17 protein-coding genes are annotated in these 20938 nt (G+C 54.7%); 12 read left to right on the forward strand and 5 right to left on the reverse strand.

The genetic code is table 11. The annotated features are described in order from the left end of the window. The first annotated feature begins 182 nt into the window (after positions 1-182). Positions 183-803 carry a transposase gene (locus tag OCY70_RS33005; RefSeq protein ID WP_213430480.1) on the forward strand — a complete coding sequence of 207 codons (621 nt, stop codon included), beginning with the start codon at positions 183-185 and terminating at the stop codon, positions 801-803. Between the two features lie 405 nt (positions 804-1208). Here OCY70_RS33005 and OCY70_RS33010 read toward each other — a convergent pair whose 3' ends face one another. From OCY70_RS33010 to OCY70_RS33025, 4 genes are all read right to left on the reverse strand, one after another. Further along, the gene (locus tag OCY70_RS33010) at positions 1209-1610 is read right to left on the reverse strand and encodes a DUF4279 domain-containing protein (RefSeq protein WP_213430481.1); all 402 of its coding nucleotides are present in this window, start codon (positions 1608-1610) and stop codon (positions 1209-1211) included. After that, on the reverse strand, positions 1607-2236 hold the full coding sequence (locus OCY70_RS33015; protein ID WP_249725529.1) for a polymorphic toxin-type HINT domain-containing protein: 630 nt from the start codon (positions 2234-2236) through the stop codon (positions 1607-1609). Before OCY70_RS33015 ends, OCY70_RS33010 begins: the two co-directional genes overlap by 4 nt. Positions 2237-3514: 1278 nt before the next feature. Beyond that, the gene (locus tag OCY70_RS33020; RefSeq protein ID WP_213430482.1) at positions 3515-3892 is read right to left on the reverse strand and encodes a permease; all 378 of its coding nucleotides are present in this window, start codon (positions 3890-3892) and stop codon (positions 3515-3517) included. Between the two features lie 41 nt (positions 3893-3933). Beyond that, on the reverse strand, positions 3934-5040 hold the full coding sequence (locus OCY70_RS33025; RefSeq protein ID WP_213430483.1) for an MGDG synthase family glycosyltransferase: 1107 nt from the start codon (positions 5038-5040) through the stop codon (positions 3934-3936). A 212-nt stretch (positions 5041-5252) separates the two neighbouring features. On the opposite strand from OCY70_RS33025, the gene OCY70_RS33030 reads away from it, so the two are divergent. From OCY70_RS33030 to OCY70_RS33070, 9 genes are all read left to right on the forward strand, one after another. Then, complete coding sequence (locus OCY70_RS33030) at positions 5253-5825, forward strand: TetR/AcrR family transcriptional regulator (protein ID WP_213430484.1); 573 nt, start codon at positions 5253-5255, stop codon at positions 5823-5825. Positions 5826-6028: 203 nt separating this feature from the next. Beyond that, the gene (locus OCY70_RS33035) at positions 6029-6568 is read left to right on the forward strand and encodes a phytanoyl-CoA dioxygenase family protein (protein WP_261945325.1); all 540 of its coding nucleotides are present in this window, start codon (positions 6029-6031) and stop codon (positions 6566-6568) included. Continuing rightward, the gene (locus OCY70_RS33040; protein WP_261945324.1) at positions 6487-6765 is read left to right on the forward strand and encodes a phytanoyl-CoA dioxygenase family protein; all 279 of its coding nucleotides are present in this window, start codon (positions 6487-6489) and stop codon (positions 6763-6765) included. Before OCY70_RS33035 ends, OCY70_RS33040 begins: the two co-directional genes overlap by 82 nt. 35 nt (positions 6766-6800) lie before the next feature. After that, the gene (locus tag OCY70_RS33045) at positions 6801-7070 is read left to right on the forward strand and encodes a hypothetical protein (RefSeq protein ID WP_213430485.1); all 270 of its coding nucleotides are present in this window, start codon (positions 6801-6803) and stop codon (positions 7068-7070) included. A 153-nt stretch (positions 7071-7223) separates the two neighbouring features. Next, positions 7224-9416, forward strand: coding sequence for an Ig-like domain-containing protein (locus OCY70_RS33050; RefSeq protein WP_213430486.1), 2193 nt, complete (start codon positions 7224-7226; stop codon positions 9414-9416). 229 nt (positions 9417-9645) lie between these two features. Continuing rightward, positions 9646-10497 (forward strand): EamA family transporter, encoded by an 852-nt coding sequence (locus OCY70_RS33055; protein ID WP_213430487.1) that lies wholly within the window; start codon positions 9646-9648, stop codon positions 10495-10497. 359 nt (positions 10498-10856) lie between these two features. After that, entirely contained in the window at positions 10857-12185 is a 1329-nt protein-coding gene (locus OCY70_RS33060; RefSeq protein WP_261944557.1) for an ISNCY family transposase, read from the forward strand. A gap of 194 nt (positions 12186-12379) precedes the next feature. Further along, positions 12380-17008 carry a glutamate synthase large subunit gene (gene gltB / locus OCY70_RS33065; RefSeq protein ID WP_261945323.1) on the forward strand — a complete coding sequence of 1543 codons (4629 nt, stop codon included), beginning with the start codon at positions 12380-12382 and terminating at the stop codon, positions 17006-17008. 117 nt (positions 17009-17125) lie between these two features. After that, positions 17126-18562 carry an MFS transporter gene (locus OCY70_RS33070; RefSeq protein WP_249725226.1) on the forward strand — a complete coding sequence of 479 codons (1437 nt, stop codon included), beginning with the start codon at positions 17126-17128 and terminating at the stop codon, positions 18560-18562. Positions 18563-19407: 845 nt separating this feature from the next. Here the strand turns inward: OCY70_RS33070 and OCY70_RS33075 are convergent. Then, a complete protein-coding gene (locus OCY70_RS33075) occupies positions 19408-19776 on the reverse strand; it encodes a helix-turn-helix domain-containing protein (protein ID WP_213428896.1) in 369 nt (122 codons plus the stop codon). A gap of 216 nt (positions 19777-19992) precedes the next feature. Between OCY70_RS33075 and OCY70_RS33080 the strand changes: the two genes are divergently transcribed. Both OCY70_RS33080 and rfbC read left to right on the forward strand, forming a co-directional pair. Next, positions 19993-20214, forward strand: a complete 222-nt coding sequence (locus OCY70_RS33080) for a hypothetical protein (RefSeq protein WP_213428895.1) — start codon at positions 19993-19995, stop codon at positions 20212-20214. Between the two features lie 153 nt (positions 20215-20367). Continuing rightward, complete coding sequence (gene rfbC, locus OCY70_RS33085; RefSeq protein WP_213428893.1) at positions 20368-20937, forward strand: dTDP-4-dehydrorhamnose 3,5-epimerase; 570 nt, start codon at positions 20368-20370, stop codon at positions 20935-20937. The last annotated feature ends 1 nt before the right edge of the window (position 20938 follow it).

Genomic DNA, 20938 nt, shown 5'->3' on the forward strand with positions numbered 1-20938 from the left:
ATCGATTGCACACGGTTCTAAAGGCACTTCTGTTGCCTTGGATCTGAAGAGAGGCCCTGTGGGCAATGTCATTCAGATAAGGCGCGGAAACCATAATCAAGCACAAGAGCAGGTTATCGAAAAGATAGCCCGCTCTTTTTTTTGTTTCAAAAGAAAATCAAGACTTAACAGGGTAGATGGATATGTGTGGCGAAGACCGAAGGGCGCTGGCGACCATGGTCGACCGTTCCCCGATCAAGGGAAAAACCATTGTGCTTGCCGATCGAGGTTATGAAAGTTACAACAATTTCGCGCATCTGGAATTCAAAGGGTGGAGCTATGTCATCCGGGTAAAGGATTTGAATTCGAATGGTATTCTTTCGGGATTGCATTTGCCCGTTGACGGAGAGTTTGATCGGGACGTTCATCTGACACTCACCAAAAAACAAACCAAAGCGGTCAAGGCTCACCCAGAGATGTACAAGTTCGTCCCTTCCACGTCAACCTTTGATGTTTTGGATTTGCACGAGAACTTGTTTTACCCGACTTCCTTTCGGGTGGTTCGTTTCGTCCTGCCGAGTGGCGCTTTTGAGACCGTCATTACGAATCTTACCGCCACGGATTTCCCACCGGGTGAAATCATGTCTATGTATAACATGCGATGGGGCATTGAAACCTCATTCCGGGCATTAAAGTACACCGTCGGTCTGACGAATTTTCATGCAAAGAAACGAGAGTCCATCACCCAGGAGATTTTCGCAAGAATGATCCTGTACAATTTCGCTGAAATGATGACCTCGCACGTCGTCATTTCCCAAAGATAAAAGGCACCCCTATCAAGTCAACTTCACGGTTGCCGTTCACGTGTGTAGACACTTCCTGCGATCAAGAGACGATGAACCCTCGCCCGATGTTGAAGCACTGATCCGCAAAAACATTTTGCCGATTCGACCCGTTCGCCCAGGGCAGCAGAATACGCGTAAAGTCCGCTGGAAATCAGTGGTTAGCTTCGTCTATAGAGTAGCATAATTCGTTTCATATGAACATTTTTTTAAGCGGATCTTCCCTCCGCTTTGTTTGCTGTACACTTTTTTCCTTGCTTGTATACAAAAAAAGAAACGGCACAGGGTCTTTTCCCATGCCGTTTCAGATTCCTATGTTTTCGGCTCTTGTCTGTGAGCTAAACTTAATGACATTGGCCCTACTCCGAGGATATTCCGCTATAGAAACTAATAAATATACAAGTCTATATAGAATTCCGATTTAATATCATTGGCAAATTCAATAAACCTGCTATCAAAGTACATTGAAGGCTTTTCGTTGTTTTCTACATTTACAATTATCGCAAATAAAAAGTCTAAATTATACATAGCTTTTATTTCTTTTAGCACATTAGTTTTTGGGGATATTCGATTAATCATTTTCTCGAGTTGTTCATTAATATCTAAAGATTCTTCATACCCCGTGCTAATAATCCAACAAGAATCTTTCCGAGTGATACTTTTCCCTGGTATAGCATCTCCTTTCACCCAGTTGTGGTGGGGAATCATTTCTAGCTTTTCTGTCACCATATTAGGGTTTAATTCATCACCGGTTATAATAAACTCAACCATAACATTTGTTTTTTTCAAGCAAAGAACACCTCTCTAATTAATATATTCGCCCGTAGGAATGCCTTCTCCCTTCCCCCTTTTTTATAAACGAAAAGCTGGCCTGAATCTTTATCTTTATAAATATCGTATTTTGAAATATTTTTCTTACCAACGACGTCCCCTTTCAGTTGATGAGCATCAATATTATTCTTTTTGAGATAATTATCTTTAACTAAATTAATATTTTTAGGTGCCTCACTCATGCTTTTAGAGCTAGAACCACCGCCTCCTCCTGAAGGAGCCCTCATCGGGATATTTCTCATTCCCCCGGCTCCGCAATTATGCGTCCAAATTTCCAACTCTGTTACAAAATAATTATGTACTCCTTCGACACGGAAGTTATACACGGTCGTGCTGTTTTTCTTAATCTCGATCCGGTCGATCGGATACGGCTTGCCTTCTGGATTTTGAAGCAGGTCGCCTGCCTTAAGGTGCCTTGCCTCTATCCAGCCTCGGCCAGGAACCCAGAAGGGATGCTCTTCCGTTGTCGTTATCGTTATTCCTTTGGCTGTAATTTGGTATGTCTCGTCTGCCTGTCTTTTGAACAATTCAACAACCGTATTATATCCTGTTTTCCCTGTTCGTTCATCCTTTGTCAGAACCAAAAATACTTTAAAGATTTGTAATGAACTCCGAAATGATGGGTTTGTATAGTGGGCTAATCACTTGTGGTGGTGAAAGAGGAGCGCAACTTGAATCAGATGGGGAAATAGATTATATTGAAAATGTATCGGTTAGTCGGTACGGGTTGAACTGCTTCAACTGAAAAAAAACTATCGTGCTGTTCCGGACAGTTGTATAAGGAAAGCCCATGAATCAGGCTGGGTTTAATCCGATTCATGGGCCTAGGTGCTACGCTAGGTGTTACGCAAATTGTTGAAGCAGTTCAACCAGCTTAGGGATGGAATCACCTATAAATTGCAAAACAGCAATAAAAATAGACATATTAGTCACCTCCTTGATGTAATGAAAGAAACTGTAATGTTCCTTACACTAAATATATCGGCATGTTAACCCAGTTTTTGTAGTGGTTTTATTATGTAAAACAAAAAAATATGATTTTTTTGCATGATATTAGTTCAACAAAGAATAAGGTAAGGTTTAAACTTCTTCGAGACCTTTAAGATGTACCCCACTAAATAAATGGTGTATACTGGAATCAAATCCGGATGAACCGGTGAAAAGGAGCTCTGCTGGCATTGTACTGGAGTTGAGTCCGTATAAGCGGCGGGGCAATGATAACTTAGTTAGGGAAAACATCTAATGGTAAAGAGTTTAAATATATATATCGAACGATTTTTAGATGGGATAATCGGCCAATTAATTTTTATGTTGACACCATCGGTACAGCATGGCAAAGTCACACCACACGTGTAGATTATAGTGGATTATACCAGTATGATTATGGAAATAGTATTTTTGAGCCTGGTTTTTCATCTATTGATGTGAGTTCAGTTTATGGTACAAGAGGATACATTGACATTAACTATCATAATGATGGCCCCCACTACGGCTGGCTTGAAAATGAGGTGAGAATCCCTAGAAGACATGAACTAGAAACTGGATCGTTCGCTTCAGCATATGGTCACTCCTGGCTTCCTGTCAACAATGTAACAATAAATATAAGATCAACTGGAATTACATTTTCAGGGTTTGGTGATAAATGGAGTTGGGATAGTACTTTTACAATCGGAAAAGGGCACTAATTAAGAGTTTATCAAGTTACTTTAAGAAAACAGCCTCAGACCATTACTGGGTCTGAGGCTCAAACTATAGACAGTGTAAAAAGAGGCCGCGAGGGCCTCTTTTCTCGTTCGCGATATACTATCGCGATATATTCCGCGCATGCGGGCATGACGCCGGAGCGCGTGAATGGCGGCAGGTCACTGGAACTTCGGCGGTTCCTTCTTATGCTCGTCGATGACCGGCATCGTCCGGTATTTCTTCGTGCGCGCGAGCCGGACCGCTCCGAAGGAGCTGGCGGCGCCGAGCGGGAGCAGCAGACCAATCGCCACATATTGAAGCGTCGCGCTCCCGGCCACGACATAAGCAATGACGAGGACCATGAGCGGTGTGTAATCGAGATAGCGGACAAGCCAGTGCCGCCGTCCCCAACGGCTCTCCACGACGCCGAAGCAGATGAAGCCGGCAATAATCAGCGCGGCGAACACGAAGGAATTCGTAATCCAGCCGAGCGTCCTGGCGAGCAGGGCCAGTCCAATGATAATATAGCCTGCGAACCCTACCGGGGTGAACATCATAAGTGAATCATTCCTTTATATTCAGTATGGCGGATGCTGCGTCAGAGCAAATCAATGACGGCGCGCGGGCATCGGTCCGGCTTCACCGCCGGGGAAGGCCCGAGCTGCCGCTTCTGCCGGAGCGTCTCGTAGTGTTGACTCAAATCATGGAACCAGCGGTCGATGGTCTCCCGCGATTCCAGCAGTTCCCCGAGGCCGTGCTCGATGAAGAAGTCACAGTTCTCCTCCTCCTGCCCGGGAATCGGCGCATGGAAGAGCATCGGGATGCCCTTCATCATCCCTTCCGTGCAGGTCATGCCTCCCGGCTTCGTAATAAGCAGGTCGGAAGCGTCCATCAGCATCGATACTTCCTGCGTATAACCGAAGATCCGGATATTCGGATGCTGGAAGATCGGGTCCTGCTCGATCCGGTGCATCGCTTTCTCATTGCTTCCCATACAGAGGAGAAGCTGAATCTGATCCCGGTACTTCGTCATATAAAGCAGCAGCTCCTCGTCCAGAGCGAGTCCCCAGCCTCCGCCCATCAGCATGACGGTCGGGAGCGGCTTCAGGCCGAGCCGCTGCTGCGCTTCCGCTTGCGGGCAGCGCTGCCAGAACTTCGGGTGGACGGGGATGCCGGTGACGATGATATGCTCGGGGGAAATGCCCCGCTGGATCAGCTTCTGCTCCACCTCGGGGGCCGAGACGAGATATTTGCTCACTTCGGGCGTGATCCAGGTGCCGTGCGCATCATAGTCGGTGATGAGCGTATACAAAGGAATGTCGAATCCGGCCCGCTTCAGCCGGGAGACGACGATATTGGGAAACGGATGAGTGCAGACGATGGCATCCGGCCGCAGCTGTCTGATAACATGAGAAGCTTGCGTATAGAATATGCGATGCAGAGCCGATTGCGTAACCCGGTTCAGTGATTTTTTATATTGCTTGCGGTAGAGCAGGCCGACCAGCTTCGGAGATACGCTGACCGTCTTGCGATAGGCTGCAAAAATTAAGGGAGCGACCGTTGGGTTCAAAAATTTGCCCAGCTCCATGACGCGGGTCTGCACTTCCGGCGCCAGCTGCCTAATCCCGACGGACAATGCATAGGCTGCCTGCGTATGTCCGGTTCCGAAGCCTTCAGACAACAGAAGAATTCTTTTCTTTCGCATATTCTCACCTACTCTCATTATAACCGGAAAATGAAATGGAAGCATCTTATTGCATACGGAAATGCCAACGGGCAGACGCGGTCCCGCAAGCTGTCAAAGTTGAAAACAGGCCGGATATATGCTATGTTCAATAGTATAAAGGGAATGACCGGAAAATTATATTGGTCATTTAGTCACATCAGCCTCCCGTCGGAGGGAAGGAGGCGGAGTACATGTCCGTTGACCGCCGTAAGCTCATCGTAGATGCGGCTGCCCAATCCTTTGCCTTGTTCGGCTATAAGGCGACAACGATGGATCAAGTCGCCAAGATCGCCAAGGTAGGGAAGGGGACGATTTACACGTTCTTCACGAACAAGGAAGAACTCTTTGATGAAATTTTACAACAATTGATTATGGAAATGAAAGGGATTGCCGACCGAGAAATTCAGGAAGACAAGCCTTTCTTCGACAATCTGTATCGTGTCCTTGATCGGGTGCTTGAATTCCGGGGCCGCCATGAGCTGGCCATCAAGCTCTCGCAGGAAGTCCGAGACCTGGGCACGCCAATGGCCCGCGAGGCGATTCAGAAGCTGGAGAATGAGCTGCTCACCTACATAGAGTGCCAGGTGCGTCTCGCCATGGAGAAGGGCGAAGTGAAGGGGCATAACCCGAAGATTATCAGCTTCGTCATGCTACAGATGTACAAGGCGCTGACGACGGAATGGAACAAGCTGTACGATCCGCTTGACAAGGAAGAGATTAAGTTCCATTTCCGGCTTCATTTTATGGAAGGGCTTGCTCCATAGAGTCTGTTGGCTACTATAGAGGAGGTACCCGGTTGGCGGCTTGCAAGGCTGCCGGCCGGGTATCTTTTTGTTGTTCCGCCGGGAGCCGGAGGCGAGACCTGAAGATATGCATACTTTTCCCGTGCAAACCAAAAGCGCTCCCGCGCTTGATGGCTTACAGTGTTGCTATGATGTAAATCACATAAGCCAAAGGGGATGAGGGAATGAGCGCAACAATATGGTCGGCATCCGAGGTGGAGCATTACCGGAACAATGGGTACCTTATTCACAAAAAACCGCTCTTCGGGCCGAAGGACCTGGCCGAGCTCACCAGCATATTCGAGGAGCAGCTGGCGCAAAAGGGCGACAAGCTGTCCGATGAACTGGACACGCCGCATTTCCGGGATGAGCGGCTGCTCCGCTTCCTGTTGAGTGATGAGGTGCTGGACGCAGTCGAGCCGCTGATCGGCCCGAATATCGGTTTGTGGTCGAGTCATTTTATCTGCAAAGACCCGTATACGGGGCGGGCGACCCCGTGGCATGAGGATTCGGCATATTGGAAAGGGCGTCTGGACCGCTTCGACAAAATCGTGACGGTCTGGCTCGCCATCGACCGAAGCACGAAGGAGAACGGCTGCAGCGGGTCATTCTCGGCACTCATGTCAACGGGTTATCGGAATATGTGGACGCGGACGGGAAGGAGAATCTGTTCCCGACCCAGATCAAGCAGGTGGATGAGTCCAAAGCGGTCTGCTTCGAGCTGAAGCCGGGCGAATGCTCGCTGCATGATTCCCGGATTATCCACGGCGCGGAGCCGAACCGGAGCATGAACCGCCGGTGCGGGTATACGATGCGTTACTTCTCGACCGAGGCGAAGGTGATTCCGGAGAATAACCAGGGCTTCAAAATATGGCTGGCCCGGGGCAAGGACATTGCGGGCAATCCGTTCTGCAACGTATAATAAGCGCAAAGCTTGAGGGGAAAGTGGGGAGGAGAATGGGCCATGCTACGCCTGAGCGGCTCCGCAATGAACAATATATGTCGCTCTCGTCCCCTTTTCGCATTTTCCGCCATCATATCGATACGCGGATCGAAGTGCATTGGCATGAATTTTTTGAGATGGCGCTTGTGGTTGGCGGACAAGGCATTCATGCGGTGAACGGAACCTCCGTCTCCCCCATAGGCCAACGAACAGCCCCGGCGGATAACGTCTGCCGCGGGCTTTTTTGTGCTGGATGGTACAGCCAACGGCCCGGTGAGACCTGAGTGGATAGATATAGGACAGAAGCCCTAAATCGAAAATCTCCGCTTATATTTTTATTTCATAAGGTAACATTCTGGCCTCTTTTGTCCGTTATATTAACTATCAGTAAGTTGTCTATTGAGTGCAAAGCAAGGCTGGAAGGGAGAAGATAACGAGTGAACCCAACGTGGAAAAAAACATCGTGGCTCAGCATCGTGTTGGTATGCGCGCTTGTGATCGGCTTGCTGCCGTTTCATGGAGTGGCTAACGCAGCGGATACGGTAACCGACGTCCACTTTGAATCGGATGTATCACCGGTTCATGTCATCGTGGAGGGACAGTCCGTTCAATTGAAGCTGATCGGCACGATCAAGGGAGAACAGAAGGATGTGACCGGCCTGGCGGACTGGAGCTCCTCCAATCCGAGCGCGGTCACGGTAGACGCGGGCTGGGTAAAGGGCGCCGGCAAGGGGACTTCGGAGATTACGGCGAAGTACCAGGGGTATACCGTGAAGAAGACGGTCGTCTCCAATTATATGTATGATGAATTGAGCATACGTTCCGCAGACACCGGCGTAGACATCGATAAAGAAACGACGCTTTACCTCGGCATGAAGCCGAATTGGAAGGCGTTTGCTTTTGACAATGACGGCAATACGGAGAACGATGTGACCACCGACGCTACCTGGAGCTCTTCCAACTCGAGCGTCGTCGAAGTGAACAAGGGCAAGCTTACGCTGAAGGAAAAGGGCGAAGCCGAGATCACGGTCAAGCATAAAGGCTTGACCAGCAAAATCAAGATCAAGGTCGAGCTTCCGTACGAAGAGCTGATATTGTCTCCGGACAAGCTGATTGAATTCGAATTCGGCGATGCGGCGGTCAACGTGATCGCGAAGGCGAAGACGAAGGATGGCAATCTGGAGGATGTAACCGATAAGGCGGATTGGTCGACGAGCGACAGCGGCATCGCGGAAGTGAAGGACGGTGCCGTCAAGCCGATTGGCGTCGGCACGGCCACCATTACAGCCACCTATCTGGGCGCGACGAAGTCGGTTACGGTCGTTGTCCGTCCATCGTACCAAGCGATGCGCATCTCGCCGGACAAGAAGCAGACGATGCTCCTGGGCGACGCGCCGCTGCAAGTGCAGACATTCGTCCTGAACTCGGCCGACACGCAGGAAGAGGTCACGCATCTTGCGGAATGGACATCGAGCAATGTGATGGCAGTGACGGTCGAACAGGGCCGGGTCTATGCCAAGGCAGCCGGGACAGCGACCGTGACAGCGAAGTACAAAGGACTGTCCAAATCGATCGAAGTCAATGTCATTCCGGCGATAGAGAAGCTGGAATGGCCGGAGGAAGACAAGGATAAAGATGATGACGGCATCCGCAAGATGGATATCTATATGGAAGAATCCCAGAGCCTGCCGAAGGTAAGCGCGGTTACGCTGGGGGGAGACACCGTTGATGTATCCGATCTGGCGGTATGGACAAGCTCCAACACGGGCGTCATTTCCATTAAAGACGAGAAGATGAAGGCCGAGAGCCGGGGTACGGCGACCCTCACCGCGACCGTGCGCGATCATACGATTTCGATGGAAGTGACCGTGAAGCGCAAGGCGCTCATTCTCCAGTCCAGCACGGCGGAAATGAATATCGTGACGGGACGGGAGCAGGCGGTCCCGGATGTGACGGTCATCTATATGAACGGGGATGAGGAGAATATCACCTCCGAAGTGAAATGGGAGTCGAGCTCTCCAAATCTGATTGTCGTGAATGGAAAGATCAAAGGACTGGTGGCAAGCAAGGTGACGTTGACCGGAACCTATGCCAATGTCAAAATATCGGTTAAAGTTACGGTTGAAGAAGAAGTCGTCCGCTTCGAGATTGAACCGGAGAACGTCACCTTGAATGTGAAGAAAAGCCAGAGCATCAAGGTAACGGGCTACTACAAGAACGGAAAGAAAATTTCGCTCGGCTCCAAGGTGAATTGGAAGTCGGACAATGAGAAGATAGCGACGGTGAAAGGCTCCTCCGTCAAGGGAGTCGCCATCGGCAGCACGCTGCTGACCGGCGAGTTCCAGGGACAGAAGCTGGAAGTTCAGGTGACGGTGAAACCGAAGCTGACGAAGCTGATTGCCGAGCCGGGCAGCCTGAAGCTGACCGCCGGCCAGAAAGCGAACTGGAAGGTGAAGGCGATCTACGACACCGGGGAAGTCGTCGATGTTACTTCCTCTGTCACGTTCGTGCCATCCAACACGCATGTGAAGGTGGAGCGGGGCAGCGTGCAGGCCGTGTCCAAGGGCTCGACCAGCGTGAAGCTGACCTTCGATGGCAAGAGCACGTCGCTGCGTGTCAGCGTGAAATAAAGCAATCATGCACGGCCTGCCGGCTTCCTGAGAAGCGGCAGGCCGTAAGTATTTGACGGGGCAGCCTCGGCGTAGAAGGAAAACCGCGTATCGGCGTTTTTTGCATTGGCAGCGGATTCAAATCCCGACTTGTCGTTCACGGCAGATGTGATACAATAGCATTATTTTATGGTACCGGACTATTCGTCCCTGGCCAAGGGATGGCGACACGAAAGAAGGAACGCAAAACATGATGGTTTATGGCCTCTTGCTCGTCATCGCATCCGCATTCACGCATGCGTTGTGGAACTTGTTCGCCAAGCGCAGCCTGCACAAGGAATCGTTCTTGTTCTCGCTCCATGCGGTTGCCACGGTTTTGTTCTTGCCTTTTTTTATCCGCGATCTGATCGCGATGACCTGGACATGGGGACATGCGCTGCTCCTTATCGTCTCATTTCTGCTGCAGGGAACTTATTTGTATCTGGTGTCCCAGGCCTACAAGGCAGGCGAGCTGTCGCAGGTGTATCCGATGATGCGGGGGACGGCCGCGCTGCTCGTGCCGCTTGTCAGCGTCTCCCTCTACGGGGAGAGCATGTCGGTCATCGGCTGGCTCGGGTGGGGCCTGATCGTGGGAGGGCTGTTCGGCCTGAGCGGCATGCTCTCCGCGAAGCAGAAGGATAAGTCGTGGTGGATTGCGCTTGCCTTGACGACCTCGGTCGGCATGTGCACCGCGGCATACACCTTGACCGACAAAGCCGTCGTCGAATTTTTCAGCCCGCTGGGGCTGATCGAGATTTCGAATATCGGCGCCGTTGCCTTCCTGGCGCCTGCCGTAAAGCGTGCAGGGCTGCTGCGGCGCGAGTGGCGAGCGAACTGGAGCACGATCGGTCTCGGCGCGGTGATTTCGCCAGGCTCTTATCTGCTCTTCCTGTTCGCGATGACCTTGGGGCCGCTGGCTCATCTGGCGCCGATACGCGAATTCAGCATTGTTATCGGTACCCTTCTCGGGTATTGGATTCTGAAGGAGAAGCAGGGCAAGAAGCGGCTTGTCGCATCGACGATTGTCGCGGCCGGAATGGCCTTGATCAGCATATGGGGCTGAGCAAGACAGAAATCGATAGGAGAATGTAGCGCAGACTGTGTCTTCAGCAAAACGGGAGGCGCAGTGTTTTTATTCATATATATGAATAAAAATTCAATCTATACAGGAATGATTAGTAGTATTCTTGTGAATTAATTAATAATATGTAGGATTGTGCAAAAAAATTATCAATGGGTGCAAATCGGGGGAAAGGATGCTCCTGCATGCAAATTTAGTGTTAAATACTGATAATATAGGCTTGATCCCGCCATCCGAAGAAGTTATCGGATCCATAAAAACATTCAATGTTGTTCTTCTGTGATAATGTCACCCTATAACTGTTCTGAGATAATGTCACTATGGGACAGGAGATATTGACATTGACGAAAGCAGAAATGAAGAAGGTACTCGTTGTGGAGAAAATCATAGATGGGCGGATGACCAATAGGGAGGGAGCGGCAGCGCTGGGTTTATCAGAACGCCAAGTCATTCGGCTAAAGAAGAAATACCAATCCGGAAAAGGAGCACAAGAACTTATACACAAGAATCGGGGGAAACAGCCTCATCACGCCCTTCCCAATGAAGTGAAGGAACGAATCGTTGAGCTGTACACAGCCAAGTATTACGGAAGCAATTGCTGCCACTTCGCAGAGCTTCTTGAGGAGCATGAATCGTTGACACTGAGCGCTTCCAGCGTGAGACGTATCCTTCTGGCTAGTGGGCTCAAGCAAGCCAAGCAGCGGCGTCGCAGTAAAGCCCATCCGCCACGGGAACGCAAACCGCAAGCCGGCATGCTGTGGCAGATTGACGCAACTCCTTATGCATGGTTGGAGGATCGGGCTTCATCCTTTACGCTGCATGCTGCGATTGACGATGCAACAGGTACCGTTGTCGGTGCCGTCTTTCGTCCGAACGAATGCCGGGAGGCCTACTCTCTAGTCATGCAGCAAGGGATAGAAAAATACGGGGTTCCCCTTGGGCTTTACAGTGATCGGCATACGATTTTCCGGTCGCCTAACGAAAAGCTGACGCTCGAGCAAGAGCTCGCTGGGGAGACCAAACCGCTCTCCCACTTCGGCAAAGCGATGGCTGACTTGCATATTGAGCACATCAAGGCAATTACACCGCAAGCCAAGGGACGGGTAGAACGCCTCTGGCAAACATTTCAGGATCGCTTGGTGATCGAACTGCGGCTTCTTGGCATCAAGACGCTGGAAGAGGCGAACGCGGCTCTGCCCAGCCTATTGCAGAAGCACAATCACAAATTTGCCATAGAGCCAAAAATGACCGATTCGGCTTACCTGAAGCTTGATCCGTCTATCGATTTAAATCATGTGTTCACGCTTCGCAATTATCGGCAACTCGGGACCGGAAACACCCTCTCGTACAACGGAAAGTGCTATACCCTTGCCCAGCCTGCTTCCCTTCGTCTGGATGCAAAAACGACGGTTGAAGTGCGGGAGACGTTAACAGGGGATGTATTGTTGTGGCACCAAGGCCAGCCCTGGGCACTCAAAGAAACTCAGAAGCCACAGCGCAAGACGTCTGGATCAAAAAAGGCGAGTTCTGCGTCGCCACGCAAACCCGCCCAGAATCATCCGTGGAAAACCACGTATGATAACACTAAAAATAAGCGTACCACAAAAAACAGTTCGTTCCAAGATGCAATGTATTCGCAACATAATAGCTATGCAGAGGTCACCTGGTAAGGCTGACCTCTGATCACACAAGTGACATTTTCATAGCACAGTTAAAGTGACATTTTCACAGACGATTGACACCATAAAAACATTCAATTGCTCTAAAAAAAACATGATGATAAAATGATGAAACAATACAAATGCATAAATATGTGATTTCGTATGTACAGAATACATTTTCATCAAGAAAGGACGGTGCCCTCATGAAGCCGAATGGTTTCCCTCCACAACAAGGCTTGTATGATCCCCAATTCGAAAAAGATGCCTGCGGCATGGGCTTTGTCGCTCATATCAAGGGAAAGCGGTCCCATGATATCGTCCGGCAAGCGTTGGGCATGCTCGTCCGGATGGAGCATCGCGGCGGCCAAGGCAGCGAGCCGAACACCGGGGATGGGGCAGGAATCATGCTTCAGCTTCCCCATGCATTTTTTGCGCAAGCGATGGCCGCTCAAGGAGTTGAGCTCCCTCCGCCCGGAGACTATGCCGTCGGCATGCTTTTCCTCTCCCCGGATGAAGCGACTCGTGCCGGGCAGGAGGCGGATCTCTGCAAGCTGATTGAGGAAGAAGGGCAGACGCTGCTCGGCTTTCGGACGGTGCCAGTGAATCCGGACGGCTTGGGGGCGACCGCCCTCGGAGCGATGCCGTCCATCCGGCAAGTGTTTATCGGCCGCGGGAAAGATCTGCGGGAAGGAGCGGGAAGCCCGCTCGATTTCGAACGGAAGCTGTATGTGATCCGCAAGCGCGCGGAGCGAACGATCCGCTACGCGGCCGGCGCAGGGGACGGCGCGATGTATATCGCGAGCCTGTCCAGCCGCACGATCGTGTACAAAGGAATGCTGACGACGGAGCAGCTCGGCCGTTATTATTTGGATTTGCAGGAGGAGTCGCTGGATACGGCGCTGGCGCTCGTTCATTCGCGCTTCAGCACGAATACGTTCCCGAGCTGGGAGCGGGCCCATCCGTACCGGTATATGATCCACAACGGGGAGATCAATACGCTTCGGGGCAACGTCAATTGGATGCATGCCCGTGAGAAGCAATTCGAATCCGAGGCGTTCGGCGTCGGACTCGAGGAGGTCCTTCCGGTCATCCAGGGAGACGGCTCCGATACGGGCATGTTCGACAATGCGCTGGAGTTTCTCTATCTCGCTGGCCGGCCGTTGTCCCATGTCGCCATGATGATGGTGCCGGAGCCATGGGCCAACGATGAGCGGATGGACGAGGCGAAGCGGGCGTTCTATGAATATCATAGCTGTCTGATGGAGCCGTGGGACGGACCGGCCGCGATGGCCATCACCGACGGGGTCCAGATCGGGGCGATTCTCGATCGGAACGGACTGCGCCCTTCCCGCTACTGGGTGACGAAGGATGATATGATTATTCTCTCTTCGGAGACCGGGGTCGTCGATATCGCGCCGGAGCAGGTGCTCCTAAAGGATCGCCTCCGCCCGGGACGGATGCTGCTGGTCGATACGGAGCAGGGCCGGATCATTTCCGATGAAGAGGTGAAATCCGCTATCGCGGGGGCACAGCCGTACCGGCAGTGGCTCGATGAGCATCTTGTCGATCTGGAAGAGGTGCCGGACGCCCCGCGGATGCCCGCGCCGGAGCATGTAAGCGTGCGCCGCCGCCAGCAGGCGTTCGGCTACACGTTCGAGGATCTGCGCAAGGTGCTGGAGCCGATGGCGTCCAGCGGGGTGGAGCCGATCGGCTCGATGGGCTATGATGCGCCGCTGGCCGTGCTGTCCCGCCGTCCCCAGCGATTGTATAACTATTTCAAGCAAATGTTCGCCCAGGTCACCAATCCGCCGATCGATGCGATTCGGGAAGAGATCGTGACGGCGACGGGCACGACCATCGGTCCGGAGCGGAATCTGCTGGCGCCGGGGCCGGAGAGCTGCCGCCAGATCAAGATCGAGAATCCGATTTTGTCGAACGAGCAATTCGCGAAGCTGCGGCATATCCGCTTGCCGGGCTTCCGGGCGATCACGCTGCCGATCCTGTTCACGGCATCCCGGGGAACAGACGGTCTGCGCGAGGCCCTTCAGACGATGTGCGAAGCGGCGGATCGGGTCATTGCGAAGGGGCATAATCTGCTTATCCTCTCCGACCGCGGCGTCAGCGAAGAGGAAGCGGCCATTCCGGCGCTGCTGGCGGTATCCTGCCTGCATCACCATCTCATCCGGCAGGGGACGCGGACGAAGGTCAGCCTGCTGCTGGAATCGGGCGAGCCGCGGGAAGTGCATCATTTCGCGCTGCTGCTCGGCTACGGCGTAAGCGCGATCAATCCGTATCTGGCATTCGAATCGATAGAGGATATGATCCGGGAAGGGCTGCTCGCCGGCGTCTCGCCAAAGCAAGCCGTGAAAAATTACCGGAAAGCGGCGATCAAAGGCATTGTCAAAGTTCTGTCCAAAATGGGGATCTCGACGATCCAATCGTACCGCGGAGCGCAAATCTTTGAAGCGGTCGGCTTGGATCAGGCGTTTGTGGAGCAGTATTTTACCGGAACGCCGTCCCGCATCGGGGGAATCGGAATCGAGGAGGTCGCCCGGGAAGCGCTGCAGCCGCATGAGCGGGCGTTCGCCGCGGCGGAGCATCGCGACCGGACTCTGGATCCCGGGGGCGAGTACCAATGGCGGCGGGACGGGGAGGAGCATCTGTACCATCCCCGCACGATCCATGCGCTGCAGCAGGCATGCCGCAACGACGATTATGGGCAGTACAAGATTTATTCGAAGCGGGTGCAGGGCGAGGGCGAGCGCCATTACACGCTGCGCTCCTTACTGGAGCTGAAGCCGAACGGCCCGGCGGTCCCGCTGGAGGAAGTGGAGCCTGCCGAGAACATTTTGCGCCGCTTCAAGACGGGGGCGATGTCGTTCGGCTCGATCTCGAAGGAGGCGCATGAGAGTCTGGCCATCGCGATGAACCGGATCGGCGGCCGTTCGAACTCCGGCGAAGGCGGCGAGGACCCGGCGCGCTACGAGCGGGATGAGAACGGGGACTCCCGGCGGAGCGCGATTAAGCAGGTCGCATCCGGGCGGTTCGGCGTCACCTCGCAATATTTGGTGGAGGCCGACGAGATTCAGATTAAGATGGCGCAGGGCGCCAAGCCGGGCGAGGGCGGACAGCTTCCGGGCCGCAAAGTGTATCCGTGGGTCGCGGAAGTGCGCGGCTCGACGCCTGGCGTCGGACTCATCTCGCCGCCGCCGCATCATGATATCTATTCGATCGAGGATCTGGCGGAGCTGATCTTCGATCTCAAAAACGCGAATCCGCGCGCCCGCATCAATGTGAAGCTTGTCTCGGAAGCGGGCGTCGGAACGATCGCCGCCGGGGTCGCCAAGGGCAAGGCCGATGTCATCCTGGTCAGCGGCTACGACGGCGGCACGGGGGCGTCGCCGCAAGGCTCGATCCGCCATGCGGGCCTGCCGTGGGAACTCGGCCTGGCCGAGACGCATCAGACGCTGCTGCTGAACGGGCTGCGGGAGCGCGTCGTGCTGGAGACGGACGGGAAGATGATGACCGCCCGCGATGTTGCGGTCGCCGCGATGCTCGGGGCCGAGGAGTTCGGCTTCTCCACCGCGCCGCTGGTCGCCCTCGGCTGCGTCATGATGCGGGTCTGTCAGCTTGATACTTGCCCGGTCGGGGTCGCGACGCAGAATCCGGAGCTTCGCAAAAACTTCAAGGGCGATCCGGAGCATGTCGTCCGCTTCATGCGCTTCATCGCCGAGGAGCTGCGGGAGCTGATGGCGGAGCTTGGCTTCCGCTCGCTGGAGGAGATGATTGGCCGCACCGATCTGCTTCAGGCCAGTGCCGACATGCAGCGCCATGAGAAGCTGCGGCATCTGGATCTGTCGCCGCTCCTCCATCGCCCGATGAGCGCCGCAGGGACCGGCGCCGCGGCCGGCAAGGAAGCGATGGCGGAGCGGAAGGAGCGGGAGCTGGCCGCGACCCTCGATGCCCGCGAGCTGATCCCGCGCGCCAAGCTGGCGCTGGAGCACCGCCATCCGGTGGAAGGCGTGTTCGCCATCTGCAACGAGGATCGGGCGACCGGCACGCTGCTCGGCAGCGAGATTACGCGCCGCCATGGCGCCGCCGGCTTGCCGGAGGACACGATCCGGTACAGCTTCCACGGCTCGGCGGGGCAGAGCTTCGGCGCGTTCGTGCCGCCTGGCGTGACGCTGACGGTCGTGGGCGACTGCAACGACTATGTCGGAAAAGGGCTGTCCGGCGGCAAGCTGATCGTGCAGCCGCCGGCGGAAGCGACGTTCCGGCCGGAGGACAATGTCATCATCGGCAACACGGCGCTGTACGGGGCAACGAGCGGCGAGGCGTATATTCGCGGTGTGGCGGGCGAGCGGTTCGCGGTGCGCAACTCCGGCGCCGAAGCGGTCGTCGAGGGCGTCGGCGATCACGGCTGCGAATATATGACCGGCGGAACGGTCGTCGTCCTCGGCCCGACCGGACGCAACTTCGCGGCCGGAATGTCCGGCGGCATCGCCTATGTGCTCGATCCGGAACGCGTCTTCGCTGGACGCTGCAATCTGGAGATGGTCTTGCTGGAGCGGCTGGATTCGGAGGCGGAGGAAGAGCAGGTCCGCCGCATGCTGGAGCGGCATGCGGCCTACACCGGCAGCGTCCTTGCCGAATGTCTGCTGGCGCGGTGGGAATTGACGCGCCAGCAATTCGTCCGGGTCATTCCGAAGGATTACAAGCGGATGCGGGAGCATATCGCGCTTGCGGAAGCGTCCGGAATGACGGGCAAGGATGCGCTGCACGCGGCATTTATGGCCAATGTAAAAGATTTAACACGTGCCGGAGGCAACTAAAATATGTTACGATAGCCTTGTTTCGCAGTGCGGTCCTCCCGGAGGGCCGGCGGCGGAACAAGGCTATTGCCCGTTGGCGGGAAGGCCTATCTTCCGGGGAACTGACGGTGAATCTGCATGAAACTGATGCCGCGCGGCATGATGAGCAAATATACAGGGGAAATGAAAGTATTTATATGGGCCAGCATGATCAACTCGACCGGCGGCGCGCTGATGTGGCCGTTGACGACGCTGTTCGTGCATACGCAGTTGAACCGGTCGCTGGCGGATGCAGGCTTTGTCATTTTAATGCAGATGCTGGGCGGATTTTTCGGCCAACTGCTGGGCGGGGGGCTGTATTACCGCCTCGGGGTGCGGAGGCTGTTAATCGGCGCGCTGGCCGCCACCTCGCTGCTGCAGGTGTCGCTGGTCGTGACGGCGCATGCCGACTGGTGGCTCTACGTGACGACGATGACGGTGCTTGGCCTGACCAACTCAGCCTCGATGCCGGCGATCCAATCGTTCGTCGGCTTCCGCTGGGCGGATCGGCGGGAGGAGCTGTTCAACGTCATCTACGTCGGGAACAATGTCGGGGTCGCGCTGGGCACCGCGCTGAGCGGGGTGTTGGCGGATATCTCCTTCAATCTGACGTTCGTGCTCAACGGGCTGACATCCGCCGGCTTCGCCTTGTTCTTCTACCGCTTCCTGCGGGGACAGAACGAGGACGCGGCCGCGCCCGGGGCCGTGAACGGAAGCGCAGAGAAGGGCGCGACGGAGAATGGCACGTTGATTGAAGGAGCGTCGGTAGATGGAGTGTCGGTCGATGGAGTGTCGGTGAATGGTACGCCGGTGAATGGTACATCGGTGAATGGAGTGTCGGTGAATGGAGATTCGGCGGATGGAGCCGGCGGGCAGGAGAAAACAACTGCCGCCCGCGCCCGGCGGGGCGTTCTGCCGGAGCGCAACCTGTGGGAGAAGCTGTCCGCCTACCGGATCTATCTATTCATGTCGGTAGGCACCTTGTTCATCTGGCTCGCCAATTCCCTCTGGGGAACCGGGGTGGCGCCGCATATTGCGGATCAAGGGATGAACTTCTCTATGTACAGCCTGCTGTGGACGCTGAACGGAGTGCTTATCTTCGCGGCGCAGCCGATCACGTCGTGGATGAAGCGGACGATCGCGGTGCCGCTGACATCGCAGTTGACCTGGAGCGCAATCTTTTACGGATTGGCGTATGTCGTCATCTGGTTCCTGCCCTTCTACAGCGGCTTCCTGCTGGCGATGGCCCTCGCCACCTTGGGCGAGATGCTGGTCTCCCCGGCGGTGCCGGCCTTCCTGGCGGCCCGCGCAGGGCGGGAGGCGCCCTTCTATATGGGCGTGTCCGGTGGAATTGCTTCCATCGGGCGCATGATCGGCCCGTATGTGCTTGGCCTGACCTATGATCACGGCGGCCTCGACGGGGTATCGTTCATCTCCGTCCTCATCGCGGTGCTGGCCGTCCTCAGCTTCGTTACCCACGCGGCGCTGCAGCGTAAGGAGCGTTCTCCGCAACATGACATGATGATGCACGGGTAAGGGCAGAGTACAAGCAATAGCTTCCCATTTTCAACATATCTTAAGGAACACAGCTTTACAAAACCTATCTGAAGGAACGTAGCTGAACATAGCTTTACAAAACCTATCTGAAGGAACGTAGCTGAACATAGCTTTACAGATCTATCTTAAGCAACATTGCTAAACTCACTGGGACATCCTCGTTTGAAAGGCGGGGGTGTCTTTTTCTCCTCTTTCAGTGGCATGATCGCCTCTTTTGAGCCCCCCTTGTTCTTCGTATGATGCACCGAGGATAGCAAGCCTGCAATTTTACATCATTTTATGGATGTACAGGGTTTTTTCGGTGCGATTCCTGCGAAAATACAGGATTTTCGTCCATTCTATCCCAATCCAAAACGATAAGAAGGAAAATTGATGTACATTTGCAGTATTTTTGTTCTCGAACAGCGGGCTTGGCACCAATCCTGCAATTTTGCAGGATTTTTGTGCTGCTGAACGCGGTGGGCTCGCTGCGGCCTTGATTCGTCTCTGACTACCGCGCCTTCCGTCAGCCCTGGAGTGATTTGCCTCTCCTTGGCGGGGTTTGCTCCTGCTCTAGAGTGATTTGCCTCTCCTTGGCGGGGTTTGCTCCTGCTCTAGAGTGATTTGCCTCTCCTTGGCGGGGTTTGCTCCTGCTCTAGAGTGATTTGCCTCTCCTTGGCGGGGTTTGCTCCTGCCCTGGAGTGATTTGGCTCTGACTTGGCGGGGTTTGCTCCTGCCCTGGAGTGATTTGGCTCTGACTTGGCGGGATACCTTCCTGCACCAGTATGATTGTTCCTGCACTAGCGAGATTTACCTTGCGCCAGCGCCAATCGCCCCTGCTCGTCCTATCGCATCATCCGCTCCGCCCGCACGAAGGCGACGAACCGGCGCGCTTCCTCGTAAGTCAATGGCTCCCCGTCGACCTCGAAGCGGAGGCGGCTCAACGCCGCCGGATCCGACAGCTCGATGCCGGGGGCGGCTTTAGCGGGCTCCGAATCCGGCTGAATGCCTCCGCGAGGAAGTCGGCCTATCAAATAATCAACCGAGACGCCGAATAGATCGGCTGCCCGTATCAAGGTGTCGAAGTCGGGCTTGCGCCGATTCTTCTCATAATGCGACAGCGCCGCCCGCGTAATGCCGAGCTTCTCCGCCATCTCTTCCTGTGTCCAGCCGCTGCGCTCGCGCAGCTGCCCCAGGCGGCTTCCCAACTCCATACGGTTGCCCCTCCTTTGCATTGGAAACATATGCCCCATCCTGTATGCGGCTCCGGATGTGGGGGCGAATTGAACCGGCGCCGTTACAACGCTCCGGCCAGGCGTGCGGCCGCCATGGAGGGGGCCGGCTTTTTCCCGCCGGTTTCCGTCTCATTATAGGCCGATTGCGTCCGGGGCGCAATGTGTGTACAGTGCCGGCCCGGCTTGAGTCCCGGCTTGGCTTGCAGTCCCGGTCTGGCCTGTTCGGGGACGCTTCTCGGCGGACAAGGCGCGCTTCAGCAATTCGCCGGCTTGCCGATGGCACAGCTCTTCGAAGCGGTGCGGAGAACGGTGGCCGGATACCGGACCGCCGGTTCTGCGCGAGAGTCTCATGCCGCTGAAGAGCGGCCGCAGGCGGCGGGATCATCGTTCGGGATCCGCGGGCATATATATAAGTAGGCGTCGCTATGATTCCAGCCATACAGACGCTGCGCTGCGGTTCTGCATAGGATGAGGACATAGGTCTTCCAGCGCGCTCGGCGAGGCGTCCCGCGATAGGGCGCGGCCAAGCGGCTGAACCGTCCGATTCGTCAGAACAAGGAGTTGGGATCGATGAAAATCATATCTACGCCGCTGGACGGCGTTTTGATGTTGGAGCCGAAGGTGTTTGAAGACGGCCGCGGCTTTTTTATGGAAAGCTATCATCGCGAAAAATGGGAGGCTTCCGGTATTCCGCAGACGTTCGTGCAGGATAATCATTCGCTGTCTGCCCGGGCCGGCACGATTCGCGGGCTGCATTACCAGTTGGAGCCGATGGCGCAGACCAAGCTGGTCCGGGTGCTCGTTGGCGCCATCTATGATGTGGCTGTCGATATCCGCCGCGGTTCTCCGCGGTTCGGCCAATGGTTTGGCGTCATTTTGAGCGCTGCCAACAAGCGGCAGCTCCTTATTCCGCCGGGCTATGCCCACGGATTCTGCACTCTGGTGGATAATACCGAGGTAATGTACAAGGTGGATGCCCACTACGCGCCGGAATGGGATCGGGGAGTCCGGTGGGATGATCCCGCCATCGGGATTCCGTGGCCGGCTTCGAATCCGATAATGTCGGACAAGGACAAGGCGATGCCGCTGCTGGAAGACGCCGAGACATTCTCCCTGTCCAGTCTGGAGCGAGGCGGGTGAG

It is taken from the genome of Paenibacillus melissococcoides (genome assembly GCA_944800085.1).
GTDB lineage: Bacteria > Bacillota > Bacilli > Paenibacillales > Paenibacillaceae > Paenibacillus_B > Paenibacillus_B melissococcoides.